This is a genomic window from Brevundimonas sp. S1H14 (genome assembly GCF_047716865.1).
GTDB classification, from domain to species: Bacteria; Pseudomonadota; Alphaproteobacteria; order Caulobacterales; family Caulobacteraceae; genus Brevundimonas; species Brevundimonas naejangsanensis.
On record NZ_CP136679.1, the window covers coordinates 3,030,724 to 3,044,378 of the forward strand.

The 13,655-nt window shown below is 67.4% G+C and carries 13 protein-coding genes; 11 read left to right on the forward strand and 2 right to left on the reverse strand.

Annotated features, from left to right (window positions below):
• The first annotated feature begins 6 nt into the window (after positions 1–6).
• The 5 genes from RSD66_RS14685 (at position 7) to RSD66_RS14705 (ending at position 5,655) form a co-directional block, all read left to right on the forward strand.
• Entirely contained in the window at positions 7–483 is a 477-nt protein-coding gene (locus tag RSD66_RS14685; RefSeq protein WP_415288449.1) for a hypothetical protein, read from the forward strand.
• Positions 484–731: 248 nt separating this feature from the next.
• Positions 732–1,661: an acetylglutamate kinase gene (gene argB, locus RSD66_RS14690; protein ID WP_415288450.1), complete on the forward strand. Its 930-nt coding sequence runs from the start codon at positions 732–734 to the stop codon at positions 1,659–1,661.
• Positions 1,658–2,377, forward strand: coding sequence for a pyrimidine 5'-nucleotidase (locus RSD66_RS14695; protein WP_415288451.1), 720 nt, complete (start codon positions 1,658–1,660; stop codon positions 2,375–2,377). Before argB ends, RSD66_RS14695 begins: the two co-directional genes overlap by 4 nt.
• Complete coding sequence (gene dapD, locus RSD66_RS14700; protein WP_415288452.1) at positions 2,374–3,243, forward strand: 2,3,4,5-tetrahydropyridine-2,6-dicarboxylate N-succinyltransferase; 870 nt, start codon at positions 2,374–2,376, stop codon at positions 3,241–3,243. Before RSD66_RS14695 ends, dapD begins: the two co-directional genes overlap by 4 nt.
• A 96-nt stretch (positions 3,244–3,339) precedes the next feature.
• The gene (locus RSD66_RS14705) at positions 3,340–5,655 is read left to right on the forward strand and encodes a S8 family peptidase (protein WP_415288453.1); all 2,316 of its coding nucleotides are present in this window, start codon (positions 3,340–3,342) and stop codon (positions 5,653–5,655) included.
• A gap of 129 nt (positions 5,656–5,784) precedes the next feature.
• On the opposite strand, the gene RSD66_RS14710 is transcribed toward RSD66_RS14705, so the two are convergent.
• Positions 5,785–6,957, reverse strand: a complete 1,173-nt coding sequence (locus tag RSD66_RS14710; RefSeq protein ID WP_415288454.1) for an acetyl-CoA C-acetyltransferase — start codon at positions 6,955–6,957, stop codon at positions 5,785–5,787.
• Between the two features lie 183 nt (positions 6,958–7,140).
• Between RSD66_RS14710 and trhA the strand changes: the two genes are divergently transcribed.
• The 3 genes from trhA to RSD66_RS14725 all read left to right on the forward strand — a co-directional run bounded on the left by trhA (position 7,141) and on the right by RSD66_RS14725 (position 8,910).
• Positions 7,141–7,836, forward strand: coding sequence for a PAQR family membrane homeostasis protein TrhA (gene trhA, locus RSD66_RS14715; protein ID WP_024355240.1), 696 nt, complete (start codon positions 7,141–7,143; stop codon positions 7,834–7,836).
• Positions 7,837–7,956: 120 nt separating this feature from the next.
• Positions 7,957–8,538: a polyhydroxyalkanoate synthesis repressor PhaR gene (gene phaR, locus RSD66_RS14720; protein WP_346525376.1), complete on the forward strand. Its 582-nt coding sequence runs from the start codon at positions 7,957–7,959 to the stop codon at positions 8,536–8,538.
• A gap of 6 nt (positions 8,539–8,544) precedes the next feature.
• Complete coding sequence (locus RSD66_RS14725) at positions 8,545–8,910, forward strand: hypothetical protein (RefSeq protein ID WP_415288455.1); 366 nt, start codon at positions 8,545–8,547, stop codon at positions 8,908–8,910.
• Positions 8,911–9,049: 139 nt separating this feature from the next.
• On the opposite strand, the gene RSD66_RS14730 is transcribed toward RSD66_RS14725, so the two are convergent.
• Positions 9,050–9,787: a glycosyltransferase family 2 protein gene (locus RSD66_RS14730; RefSeq protein WP_024355243.1), complete on the reverse strand. Its 738-nt coding sequence runs from the start codon at positions 9,785–9,787 to the stop codon at positions 9,050–9,052.
• A 104-nt stretch (positions 9,788–9,891) separates the two neighbouring features.
• Between RSD66_RS14730 and RSD66_RS14735 the strand changes: the two genes are divergently transcribed.
• From RSD66_RS14735 to RSD66_RS14745, 3 genes are all read left to right on the forward strand, one after another.
• Positions 9,892–11,568: a phospholipid carrier-dependent glycosyltransferase gene (locus RSD66_RS14735; protein ID WP_024355244.1), complete on the forward strand. Its 1,677-nt coding sequence runs from the start codon at positions 9,892–9,894 to the stop codon at positions 11,566–11,568.
• Positions 11,565–12,488: a hydroxymethylglutaryl-CoA lyase gene (locus RSD66_RS14740; RefSeq protein WP_415288456.1), complete on the forward strand. Its 924-nt coding sequence runs from the start codon at positions 11,565–11,567 to the stop codon at positions 12,486–12,488. The genes RSD66_RS14735 and RSD66_RS14740 overlap by 4 nt, the downstream gene beginning before the upstream one ends.
• 123 nt (positions 12,489–12,611) lie before the next feature.
• Positions 12,612–13,604, forward strand: a complete 993-nt coding sequence (locus tag RSD66_RS14745; protein ID WP_415288457.1) for a class I SAM-dependent methyltransferase — start codon at positions 12,612–12,614, stop codon at positions 13,602–13,604.
• Positions 13,605–13,655 lie beyond the last annotated feature (51 nt).

The following is a 13,655-nucleotide window of genomic DNA, read 5'->3' on the forward strand; positions in this document are numbered from 1 at the left end:
ACCGCCATGGCCAATCGTCTTGGCGTGCCTGTATCGATCAGCGTTGAAAGCGACAAGGCTTGGCTTGAGACGCTGAGCGCTGGTCTTATAATCACCCCCAACGTCCGGCGCTTTTTTCTCCATGCGGACATCGGGCCGACTCGAGAATGGGGACACCCCGTAAATGAGTCAAAGTGGCGCAGATGGCACGAGTACCCCCTTGGGGCATGGCGCACCTGCCGGGACGAATCTCTCGATCCAGACTTGGTGTTGATTGACGGTCGTTTTCGTAAGGCTTGTTTCTACGCAACCCTTATCTTCGGACGTCCTGGGGCAACGGTATTGTTCGATGATTACCAAAATCGACAGCATTATCGTGAGGTTGAATATTATGTTCGACCGTCAGCCATGTACGACCGCCTAGCCGAGTTCGTTGTCCCCGAAATCGTCGATAAGACAGCCCTATGGATGTCCTTCACTGAAGCTGTCACCGATCAGCGTTAGAGTCGATCGGCTTGGTTGATATAATCTCATCTGATTAGATCGGCCCAACGCTTCACTTGTGCTGATTAGCCCCCCACCGCCCCCTTTACTTTCCTAACTACAGCGTCAGGAAGCAACGTCTCATCTCTCTTGGCCTCATCGCGTGGACCCTTCTCGCTAAACCAATGTGCGCCACCAGCGTCGAAGAATCCTAATGCTACCCCTTCCCCCGTGACTCCCGCGCCCTTGCCCGCTATCGAGCGCGCACTATGATAGAGACTGATCGGCAATCCGAGGAACGCGGCTGGGAGACGGCGAAGACGCTCGCTGAGGCCCTGCCCTATATCCAGGTGTATGACCGCGAGACCGTGGTCATCAAATACGGCGGCCACGCCATGGGCGAGAGCGCCGTGGCCAGGCAGTTCGCCGCCGATGTGGTGCTGCTGAAACTGATGGGGGTGAACCCCGTGGTCGTGCACGGCGGCGGGCCGCAGATCAGCGCCATGCTGGATAAGGCCGGGGTCAAGTCGGCCTTCGTCGACGGCCTGCGCGTGACGGACAGGGATACGATGGCGGTGGCCGAAATGGTCCTGTCCGGCGCCGTCAACAAAGAGATCGCTCACTGGATCACCGTCGCCGGCAAGGAAGCCGATGTGCGCGGCGTCGGCCTGTCGGGCAAGGACGCGGGCCTGCTGACGGTCGAGAAGACGCGCCGCACCAAGCGCGACCCCGACAGCATGATCGAGCACGAAGTCGATCTGGGCTTCGTCGGCGAGCCGACCAAGGTGGACCCCAAGCTGATCAAGGGACTGATCGCCTCGGAGACCGAGGACTGGGTGCCGGTCATCGCCCCCATCGGCGTGGCCGAGGACGGCCAGACCTATAACGTCAACGCCGACACCGTCGCCGGGGCCGTCGCAGGCGCCCTGCACGCCAAGCGGATGCTGCTGCTGACCGACGTGCCGGGGGTCAAGGGCGCCGACGGCGAGATCATCCGCCAGATGACGCTGGACGAGGCGCAAAGCCTGATCGACACGGGCGTCGCCACCGGCGGCATGATCCCCAAGCTGGAGACGGCGATGGCCGCCGTGCGCGCGGGCGTCGAGGCTGTGGTCATCCTGGACGGGCGTCGTCCGCACGCCATGCTGGTCGAACTGTTCACCGAGCACGGCGCCGGCACACTGGTCAAAAGGAAGTGACGGGCCCGGCGTCGCAGGCGGCGCCTGAAGCCGCTCTCTCAGCGACCGAGATCGGTGCGGACCTGCGTCATGTGCGGTCCTGGATCTTCGACCTGGACAACACCCTGTATCCGCCCGAGACGCAGTTCCTGCGTCAGGTGGAGCAGCGCATCAACCAGTATGTCGTGCGGACGTCGGGTCTGGAATCGGCCGAGGCCCTGTCGGTGCAGCGCGGCTATCTGCACGACTACGGCACCTCTCTGGCCGGTCTGATGATGCACTATCAGATCGACCCGCATCACTTCCTGGCCGAGGTCCACGACGTGCCGTTGGACGCGCTGACGCCCGATCCGGGCCTGCACGCGGCGCTGGAGCGGTTGCAGGGCCCCCGGCTGGTCTTCACCAACGGCTCGACCGGTCATGCCGAACGGGTGATGGAGAAGCTGGCGCTGACGCACCTTTTCGACGGGGTGTTCGCGCTGGAGGACGCCGATCTGATCCCCAAGCCGGACCCGCGCACCTTCCAGAAAATGCTGGCGCGCTTCGGGGTCGATCCTACGACCGCCTGCTTCTTTGAAGACACGCCCAAGAACCTTGAGCCGGCGCACGACCTGGGCATGACTACCGTGCTGGTCGGGCCCAAGGCCTTCATCGCCGAAGGCGAGCATATTCACCACCGGGCCGCCTCCCTGGGCCCTTTCCTGACCACCGCCGTGCTTGACGGAGACGCGCAATGACCGACCTGACCCATCTGGAATCCGTGATCGAGGCCGCCTGGGAAGATCGCGCCGAAGTGTCGTCCGCTACGCGCGGCGAGGTGCGCGACGCCGTGGAGACCGCCCTGGCCCTGCTCGACTCCGGCCAGGCGCGCGTCGCTTCGCGCGGCGAGGACGGAGTCTGGAGCACGCACCAATGGCTGAAGAAGGCGGTGCTGCTGTCCTTCCGCCTGAACGACAACGTCATCATGCGCGCGGGCCACGCCCCGACCCTGCCGCTGTCGGCGGATCATCCGGCCGCCGTCGGCCCCTTCTGGGACAAGGTGCCCAACAAGTTCGGCGACTGGGGCGCCGCCGATTATCAGGCCGCGGGCTTCCGCTCGGTGCCCGGCGCGATCGTCCGCCGCGGCGCCTATGTCGGCAAGAATGTCGTGCTGATGCCGTCCTTCGTGAACATCGGCGCCTATGTCGATGAGGGCTCGATGGTTGACGCCTGGGCCACGGTCGGCTCGTGCGCCCAGATCGGCAGGAACGTCCACCTGTCGGGCGGCGCCGGCATCGGCGGCGTGCTGGAGCCGCTGCAGGCCAATCCGACCATCATCGAAGACGGCTGCTTCATCGGCGCCCGCGCCGAGGTGGCCGAGGGCGTCATCGTGCGCGAAGGCGCGGTCCTGGCCATGGGCGTCTATCTGTCGGCTTCGACCAAGATCGTCGACCGGGCGACCGGCGAGATTTTCCGCGGCGAGGTCCCGGCCTATTCCGTCGTGGTGCCGGGCGCCCTGCCCGATCCGAACGGCGGGCCGAGCCTGTATTGCGCCGTCATCGTCAAGCGTGTCGACGCCCAGACCCGCGCCAAGACCGGCGTGAACGAACTGCTGCGCGACTGATCCTGAGCCGGGAGCGCGAAAAGGCGCAGACGAAACAGGCTCGTCAATCTCTCTGAAACAGGCCTAATGGCTGGATGGGTTTCGGGAGAGGGAACCATGGCTGTTCATCGACTGCGCCGTATCGCGATCTCGGTCAGCGTCCTGGGCCTGCTGGCGACGCCGCTGGCGGCCTGTGGCGGAGGCGGAGGGGGGACCGGAGGCGGCATTGTCACGCCAACGCCGCCCCCTCCGCCACCGCCTCCGCCACCTCCTCCCCCGCCGCCTCCGCCGATTCCGTCAGAGGCGTCGCGGGAATATCAGCGCAACTGGGGCGTCGGCGACACCAACGCTTTCGCCGCCTGGCGCACAGGCGCGACCGGGCGCGGCATCACGGTCGGGGTGGTCGATTCCGGCATCCGCATGAACCATCAGGACCTGGGCGTGAACGTCTCGCCCCTGTCCACGGACATCGTCGCCGGACGCAATGAGCGCGAGGACCAGGACGGGCATGGCACGCGGGTGTCCAGCATCATCGCGGCGCCCTTCAACGACTACGGCACCGTGGGCGTGGCCTTCAACTCGACCATCCTGTCGATCCGCGCCGACGTCAGCGACTGCTCCAAACCCGAAGACAAGATCTGCTTCAAAAGCGGCGATCTGGCGCGCGCGCTGGATTACGCGGTGCAGAACGGAGCGCGCGTGATCAATCTGTCGCTCGGCGGCGAAGGCCCGCTGGGCGCCCAGTTCGAAGCGGCCCTGCTGCGCGCGATCAACGCGGGCGTGGTCTTCGCCATCGCCGCCGGTAATGAGGAGGGCGCCAATCCCGAATGGCCCGGCCGCTACGCCAGCGACTCGCGCTTCGCCGGCGCCATCATCGTCACCGGAGCGCATGATCAGACCCAGCAGATCGCCGACTTCTCCAACCGCGCCGGGGTGTCGCAGAACGCCTTCCTGTCGGCGCCGGGGGTCGATGTCATCGTCGACTGCGAGGGCGACACCTGCTGGCGGGTGAACGGCACCTCCTTCGCCTCGCCCGCCGTGGCGGGGGCGCTGGCCCTGCTGCTGGAGGCCTTCCCCAACCTGACCGGACGCGAAGCCGTCGAGATTCTGCTGCGCACAGGGCGAGAGGCGGGCGATCCGGGAACCGACATCGTCTACGGCCGCGGCCTGCTGGACATCGCCCGCGCCTTCCAGCCGGTGGGCGCGACCTCGGCGCCGATGGCGAACGGCGCGGCGGTCAATATCGCGCTGGAGCCGGGCGCCCATGTGGGCGGACCGTTCGGCGACGCCCTGGGCCGCACCGGGGCGCTGAGCACCATCGCCTATGACGAGTATGAACGGCTGTTCCGCGTGGACCTGGGCGCCGCCTACGGTCCGGCGCCGCGCCGCAGCTATCAGCCCAGAAATCCGACGCCGATGCAGCAATCGCAGGTGACGCTGGACGCGCCGGGCGGGGCGCGGCTGTCGCTGGCCGCCGCAACGCCCGTGGCCGTGCCCGAGCCGGTGGTCGCGCGCTACACCCCGTTCGACGCGCCGTGGTTGGGCGACGAGACGCGCAGCGAGGCCCTGTTCGACGTGCAGGCGGGGCGGCTGTCGCTGACCGCCTGGCAGGGTCAGGGCGGAGCCAGTTCGCCTTTCCGCAGCGGGTCCGGCGACGGCTTTGTCGCCCTGACCCAGGCGGATCACGCCCTGCGCGGGGCCATGAAGTTCGGGGCCATGAAGTTCGGCGCCCTGACCTTCAGCGCCGAGAGCGGATCGGGCGACCGTCGCGCCCCGCTGCGCCCGGTCGAGCGCGACGCCTCGACTTACGCCCGTGCCGGGCTGGACTGGCGTTTTGCAGACGAGGAACAGGATCGTGGCGGCCTTTCGTTCAGCCTCGGGTCGCTGGACGAGCGGATGGGGCCGCTGGGGGCCTATCTGCCGACGCGCTCGGACTTCGCCCTGCCCTCGCGCACCCGCTTCGCGGCGGTCGGGGCGGATGTTGCGCTGGGACGCGGCCTGACGCTGTCGGGCGAGGCGGGCTTCGGCCGCACCGAACTGGAGGGGCGTTTCCTGCATCTGTCCGCCCCGGCGCTCAGCTCGACATGGCGCATCGCCCTGCAATCGGCCTGCCCGTCCTGGTCAATCGCCAAGGCGCTGGGCTGCAGCAGCCTGAGCTGGGAGATTTCCCAGCCCCTGCGGATCGAGGACGGCACATTCAGCGCCTTCCTGGCCGATGCGCCGCTGGAATATTTCGACCCGGTGACCTTCTCGGAGCGGCGCTTCTCGGCCGCGCCGTCGGGGCGGCAGATCGACTTCAGCGTCCGCAGCCTGCATGCCCTGCCCGGCGGGTCGTGGCTGCAGTTGGAGGCCGTGGCCAGCCGCGAAGAACAGCACCGCGCCGACGCCCCGACCGGCTACGCCCTGCTGGGCAGCTGGCGGCGGGGGTTCTGAAACGAGGCTCCGCAATCACCCCCCGCTTGTCCCGGCGGACGCCGGGATGAGCGGGGAGTGATAGGGCGCAACAAAAAAGGCCGGCGATTGCTCGCCGGCCTTTCCCGTTTCAGCCTGTGGCTTCGCGCCTTAGCGCTCGACGCACATGGCCACGCCCATGCCGCCGCCGATGCACAGAGTCGCCAGACCCTTGCTGGCGCCCGAGCGTTTCATCTCGTGCAGCAGGGTGGTCAGGACGCGCGCGCCGGACGCGCCGATGGGGTGGCCGATGGCGATGGCGCCGCCGTTGACGTTGACCTTGGCCGGGTCGAGGCCCAGCTCCTTGACCACGCACAGCGACTGGGCGGCGAAGGCTTCGTTGGACTCGATCAGGTCCAGGTCGGCGACGGTCCAGCCCGCCTTCTCCAGCGCCTTCTTCGACGCCGGGATCGGGCCGGTGCCCATGATAGCCGGATCGACGCCCGCCGTGGCCCATGAGGCGATGCGGGCCAGCGGCTCCAGACCGCGCGCCTTGGCTTCCTCAGCCGACATCAGCACCAGGGCGGCCGCGCCGTCGTTGATGCCCGAGGCGTTGGCGGCCGTCACCGTGCCGTCCTTGACGAAGGCGGGCTTCAGCTTCTGCATCGCCTCGATGGTGGCGCCGTGGCGGATGTATTCGTCCTGATCGACCACCACGTCGCCCTTGCGCGTGGAGATCGTCACGGGCGCGATTTCGTCAGCGAACTTTCCAGCCTTCTGGGCGGCCTCGGCCTTGTTCTGGGAGGCGACGGCGAAGGCGTCCTGGGCCTCGCGGTCGATCGACCATTTGGCGGCGATGTTCTCGGCCGTCTGGCCCATGTGATAGCCGTGGAAGGCGTCGGTCAGGCCGTCCAGGATCATGGTGTCCTTCAGCGTCAGATCGCCCATCTTCTGGCCGGTGCGAATCTGCTGGGCGTGGGGCGACTGGCTCATGCTTTCCTGACCGCCGGCGACGACGATTTTCGCGTCGCCCTGCACGATCTGCTGATAGGCCAGGGCGACGGCGCGCAGGCCCGACCCGCACAGCTGGTTCAGGCTCCAGGCCGGAGTCTCATTGGCCAGGCCGGCGCCGATGGCGGCCTGACGCGCCGGGCCCTGGCCTGCGCCCGTCTGCAGCACCTGGCCCAGGATCACCTCGTCCACATCAGCGGCGGCCACGCCCGCGCGCTCCAGCGCCGCCTTGATGGCGACCTCGCCCAGCTTGGAGGCCGGAAGGGTCGACAGAGCGCCGAGGAAGGAGCCGACCGGCGTGCGGGCGGCGGAGACGATGACGACGTCGGTCATTTTTATTCACTCCCTGGAGAAATCTTTCGCGCGAGGTTGTGCCGCATTCGAATGCGCCCGTCACCTGTTGCGTTGCAGCAATCAGCAAAACGTCATCGCCGCGCCGCAGCATGGTGAAGGAACGATGCCCGCACCCGCGCTTTTACAAGGGAAAGGAGACGTCGCCGTGTCGAAAGCCCGCCCATGCTGAAAAGTCTGACCCGCCGCATCTGCACCCCGGACGAGCTCGACATGATCGAGCATTATCAGACGCGGGCCGAGCGACTGGCCGATCTGTGGGTCCACGCCGTGGGTCTGGCGCTGGCGGCGGCGGGAGGCGTGGTGCTGGCGGTTCTGGCCAGCGTCTATGCGGGCGTCGGCGCGGCGGTTTCGACGGCCATCTACGCCCTTTGCCTGGTAGGCATGCTGACGGCCTCGACCATCTACAACCTGACCCACCCGTGTGCGGCGCGGCCGGTGCTGCGGCGGCTGGACGAGGCGGCGATCTTCCTGATGATTGCGGGCAGCTACACCCCGTTCACGACCGTGCGGTTCGAGGGCGCCTGGTCCGTGGGCTTTACCATCGCCGTGTGGACGATGGCCTTTGTCGGCGCGGGCGTGAAGATGCTGGCGCCGCGCCTGTCCGACGCCTTCTGGAGCGTGATCTACGTCCTGTTCGGCTGGGTGGCCGTGTTTGCGCTCAAGCCGATGATCGAGACGGTGCATCCGCTGGCGCTGGGCCTGCTGGTCGCGGGCGGGCTGATCTACACCGCCGGGGTCTTCGTCTTCATCAGCCAGAAGGTGAAGTTCCGCCGGGCCATCTGGCATGGCTTTGTGGTGACGGGCGCGGGCGTCCACTGGGCCGCCGTGCTGATCGGCGTGGTGCTGGTCAACGGCTGAGGCCGCAACGAAAGACGGGACTCGCCTTCGCCGCCGCAATGCGGGATGCTTGGGCGTTGCAACATCGCGAGAACAAGCGTGGCCGACAAGAAATCCGAGGGCGGAAAAACCCGTGACGGCATGGTCGTCATCAAGAAGTATGCGAACCGGCGGCTCTATAATACCGCCACCAGCGCCTATGTGACGCTGGACGATCTGGCGCGGATGGTGCGCGAAGGCGTGGAATTCACCGTCTATGACGCCAAGACCAACGATGATCTGACGCGCCAGATCCTGACCCAGATCATCTTCGAGGAGGAGAGCCGCGGCGAGGCCCTGCTGCCGGTGCAGTTCCTGCGTCAGCTGATCGGCTTCTACGGCAACTCCATGCAAGGCGTGCTGCCGTCGTATCTGGAGATGTCGCTGGATACCTTCACCCGCCAGCAGGAGCAGTTGCGCGGCCAGTTCACCCGCGCCTTCGCCGCTGCGCCCGGCGGCAATCTGATGGAAGAGGCCGTGCGTCAGAACATGGCCATGTTCGAACGCGCCATGCGGATGTTCCCCGGCTTCGCCCACGCTCGTCCGGAGGGCGAAGCGGCCGAGGCCCCGCCCGCCGCCGCCAAGGCGGAACCGGCCAAGGAAGACGCCGCGCTGGACGAGATGCGCCGCCAGATGGACGAGATGCGGGCCCAGATCGACCGCCTCGCCCAGTCCAAGGGCTGAACCGGCATGACGGACGAGATCCGTCCGGTCAGCGCGGCGGATCCGATGAACGATCCTGTCGTCGAGGATCGGCGCGAGAACGACCGCCGTCGCCGTGAGCGGCGTCGCGCGCGCGCCCTGGTCCCGACCGCGGCCGAGGGACCGGAAGAGGCGGCTGATCCTGCCGCCTCCCCGGCAAAGCCTGCCGTCACCCCGCCTCCCCCGCCCGCCGCCTTCGCCGCCCAGGTGCTGGGCCAGTCGGGGCAGAAGCGCGGGCTGAAGGGCGGCGTCCCGGTGCTGGATGCGGCGCGAACCACCTATCTGGGCCGGGAGTATTCGGGACGGCACGACCGGCGCCCCTCGCCGGGACGCGCGCGCAAGACCGAGATCTGACGGCGACTGGCGCCTGAATTGCGAGGACGCAGGCTCAACCGTCTTCGGATCGCGCCATGCCCGCCGTTCTCAGCCTCGCCGCCCGCCTGTTCGACGCCACAGTGGTGGCGGTGATTTTTCTGGCGTTCAGCTAGGGGCCTCAGAACTCGCTGATCGCCCCCGGACGCCGCGAGCGGGACTTCAGCCACATCACGCCCAGCAGGTCCGAGAAGGACGCGCGCAACCGACCCCAGTTGGTGTATTTCGACCGGCCCGTCTCGCGGTGGCGATGATCGACGTCGAGGTAGCGGTTCTCATACCCCTCGCGGATCATCAGGGCGGGCAGGTAGCGGTGGATGTGATCGAAGTAGGGCAGGCGCAGGAAGACGTCGCGGCGGAAGGCCTTCAGCCCGCAGCCGGTGTCGTCGGCGTCGTCGCCCAGCAGTTTCCTGCGGATGCGGTTGGCCCATAGCGACGCCTGGCGCTTGGCGTTGCTGTCCTGACGCTTGGCCCGCACCCCGCCGACCAGGGCGACGCTGGGCGGGGCGGCCAGCAGGGCGTCGACCAGACGCGGCGCATCGGCGGGCGGGTTCTGGCCGTCGCCGTCCAGCGTCACCACGATCGGCGCCCGCGCGGCCAGCACTCCGGTGCGCACCGCCCGGCTCTGCCCCGCATTGGTCCCGTGCGACAGCACCCGCAGGGCGGGCAGTTCGGCCATCGCCGCCTGAAGCTCGGCCAGCGTCGAGTCGCGGCTGGCGTCGTTGACGAAGATCATCTCATAGGACCGCCCGGCGAAGGCCTCGGCGATTTCGCGCGCCAGAGGCACGGCGGCGCCGGATTCATCATGCACGGGCACGACGACGGAGATATCGGGCGAGGAAGCGGAGCGGTCGATCATCGACGCTCTTTAGCGCAGGCCGCGTCTCGGCGAAACGGCGCGTCCACAGCCGTCGCACAAGGTGAAGCTTCCGGGCGCCGCACCGGGCGTGATACGAGTGCGGCATGAACCGCCCGAACCTGGATCGCTACATCGCCGGCTGGCGCGGCCCCGTCCTTGCGGCCCTGCTGGCTCTGATTGCGGGCCTGCCCGGCCTGCTGCTGCTGCCGCCGCTCGATCGGGACGAGAGCCGTTTCGCTCAGGCGACGGCCCAGATGCTGGAGGGCGGCGACTATGTCGACATCCGCTTCCAGGATGATCCGCGCTGGAAGAAGCCCATCGGCATCTACTGGATGCAGGCGGCGGCCGTCGCCGCGACATCGGACGTCGAGGACCGCAACATCCAGCCCTATCGCCTGCCGTCGTTGCTGGGCGCCATGCTCGCGGCCTGGGCCGTGGCCTGGGCGGGCGCGGCCCTGTTCGGCAACAGGGCGGGCTTTCTGGCGGGCGTGATGCTGGGCGCGACCTTCCTGCTGTCGACCGAGGCGGGCATCGCCAAGACCGACGCCATGCTGGCGGGCCTGACCACCCTGTCGATGGCGGCGCTGGCGCGCATCTATATGTCCACGCGAGCGGGCGAGAAGGCCGATCGGCTGCACAAGCTGCTGTTCTGGACGGGCATCGGCCTGTCCATCCTGATCAAGGGACCGATCGGCCTGCTGGTCGTGGCCCTGACTATCATCGCCCTGTCGCTGTGGGACCGGAACATCCGGTGGCTGGGGCAGCTGGGCTGGGGCTGGGGCCTGCCGCTGGTCGCCCTGCTGGTCGGGCCGTGGGCCATCGCCATCACCATCGCCACCGACGGCGGCTTCTGGCGCGAGGCCATCGGCGGCGATCTGGCGCCCAAGATCGCGGGCGCTCATGAAAGCCACGGCGGCTTCCCCGGCATGTATCTGCTGCTGTCGCCGCTGCTGCTGTTTCCCGTCACCCTGATGCTGCCCGCCGCCCTGTCGGCGGGCTGGCATCGCCGGGCGGAACCGGCTGTGCGCTTCGCCGTCTGCTGGCTGGTCCCGGCCTGGCTGATGTTCGAACTGGCGCCGACCAAGCTGTGGCACTATACCCTGCCGACCTTCGGGGCGATCGCCCTGCTGGCCGCCGCCGCCCTGACCCAGCCGATCGGCAAGGTCTCGCGCGTGACGGGCGCCCTACTGGGCCTGTTCGCAGCCGTGATCATCTGCCTGATCACCGTCTACGGCCTGACCGAGTTCGGCCGCTCGACCGCCCAGACCTGGGCTACGGTCACCATCGTCTTCGCCGTCATGGCCGCCGCCGTGGGAGGCTTCCTGCTGGTCAACCGCGCGGCGATCACCGGGGTGCTGATCGCCGTCGTCTTCGGCGTTCTGGCCCACGCAGGGCTAGCGGGAACCATCCGCCAGCTGCGTCCGCTGTCGATCGCGCCGCGTCTGGTGCAGACGCTGGACTCGGCCGAGTTGAACCCGGCCCAGGGCCGCTATCCGGGGCCGGTGGCCATCACCACCTTCCATGAACCCAGCTTCGTCTTCCTGACCGGCAAGGACACCCAGTTGACCGACGGCGCCGGCGCCGCCCGCGCCTTGGCCGAGGGTCGTCCGGCCATCGTCGAGGCCCGCGACGACGAGGCCTTCCGCCGCGCCCTGGCCGAACTGGGCGCCGCCGGGCGCGCCGTCGGCGTGGTCAGCGGCCACAACTATTCCTCGGGCGACGACGTGCGCCTGACCGTCTACGCCCCGGCTGGGGCGGGCGAGCGGAGCATCCGCCAATGAGCCGTTTCATTCAGATCGTCGAGGTCGGCCCCCGCGACGGCCTTCAGAATGAGAAGGCGGTGCTTGAGCCCGCCGTTCGCGCCGACTTCGTCCAGCGGCTGGAGGCGGCCGGGGCGAAACGCATCGAGGCGGTCAGCTTCGTCCACCCCAGATACGTGCCCCAGATGGCGGGCGCCGAAGAGGTCATGGCCGCCCTGCCTCGCCTTGAGGGCCGCAGTCGCATCGGTCTCGTTCTGAACGGCAAGGGCTATGACCGCGCCCTGGGCACGGCGGTGGACGAGGTCAATGTCGCCATGTCCGCCACCGACGGCTTCGGCCTGAAGAACCAGGGCCTCAGCGTCGACCAGCAGGTGCAGATGCTGTCCGACATCGTCGCCGGCCGCGCCAATGCTGACGGCGCGCCGGGCGCAACGCCGAAGCTGTCCGCCACCCTGTCCTGCATCTGGGGCTGTCCGTTCGACGGCGAGGTCTCGGTCCAGCAGGTCAGCGACGTGGTCGCCCGCATAGCCGCCTTGGGCGTCGAGGAGATCGCCCTGGCCGACACCATCGGCGTCGGCGATCCTTGGAGCGTGACGAAAAAGGTCGAAGCCGCCCGCAAGGCCGCGCCCGACACGACCCTGCGCCTGCATTTCCACGACACCCGCAACACCGGTCTGGCCAACGCCTATGCGGGCGTCGAGGCGGGTGTGGACGTTCTGGACGCCTCTGTCGGCGGCATCGGCGGCTGCCCCTTCGCACCCGGCGCGACCGGCAACATCGCCACCGAGGATCTGGTCTACATGCTGGAGCGAGCCGGGTACTCGACCGGCTACGATCTGGACACGCTGATCGAAACCGCCCGCTGGATCGGCGCCCAGATCGGCAAGCCCAACCCCAGCGCGCTCAGCCGTGCGGGCGGATGGCCGCAAATCAAGGCCTGATCGCCCGCACGAAAAATGCCCCTGATGGCTTTCCCGTGAAGGCTAAAATGCGATACGAGCAGGGTTAAGGTGCCCTTGAGGCGACCGCGAACTCCTCCCGACGAGAATGCTTTGATAAACCCGTTGAAGTTCTGGCGTAAAAAAGCCCGTCAAGCAGAAGCGGTCGCGAATAAATTTCAGCTGGCGACCAACCAAATAAACGCTCTTTCCTTAGCTCTGGAAGAACATCGGCGCGAAACCCGTCTATTTTACAACAGCCTGGCTCTGCCCGCTAAGGCGGAGTGGCACGGTCAGCCCCCGATGATCCAGGGCGAGCCCGCTAAACTGGCCTTTCCGCGCAGCACCCTGTGCCGTCAGGACAGCTTTCACGAGGCCTATTTCTCTTACTGGACTCATCGCTTGCGCGAAGGCCTGCGTTATCATCGCAAGCTGTGGGAGTTCGTCTTTATCTGTCAGGTTTTATGGGAACGCGGCGCGGTCGTTGCAGGCGCGCGCGGACTGGGCTTCGGGGTCGGAGCCGAGCCCCTGAGCGCCTTCTTCGCCTCTCAGAACTGCCGCATCTTGGCCACCGACATGGATGTCGAAATGGCCGAAGCGATGGGATGGACCCTGACCAATCAACACGCAGTCGGCAAGGAAGCCCTACGCAAACCGGACGTCTGCCCTGATGATCTGTTCACCGAGAACGTCTCCTTCCAGGCGTGCGACATGAACGACGTGCCGGCGGAGTTTGTCGATTTCGACTTCTGCTGGTCGGCCTGCGCACTGGAACACCTTGGTTCCATCGAAAAAGGCCTCGCCTTTATTGAACGCTCCATTCAGTGCCTGAAGCCGGGCGGTTGGGCCGTTCACACCACCGAGTTCAACACCAGTTCCAACGAGGCGACAGTCGATAATCTGGGCACGGTCTTGTTCCGGCGGCGCGATCTCGAGGCGCTCGCTCAACGGCTACGACAACAGGGGCACACCGTCGTGCCCTTCGATTTCAACCCCGGAGACGGCCCGGTGGATCGCTACATCGACGTGCCGCCTTATCGGGAGCAGCCCCACCTGCAGATGGCTCTGTCCGGCTTCTCCACGACCTCGTTTGGGATCATCGTGCAACGCGGAGCATAGCTCGTCGCAAAGCCTCGCGATCAACAGCGCAGCGGACCAGCCTTAAGCGCC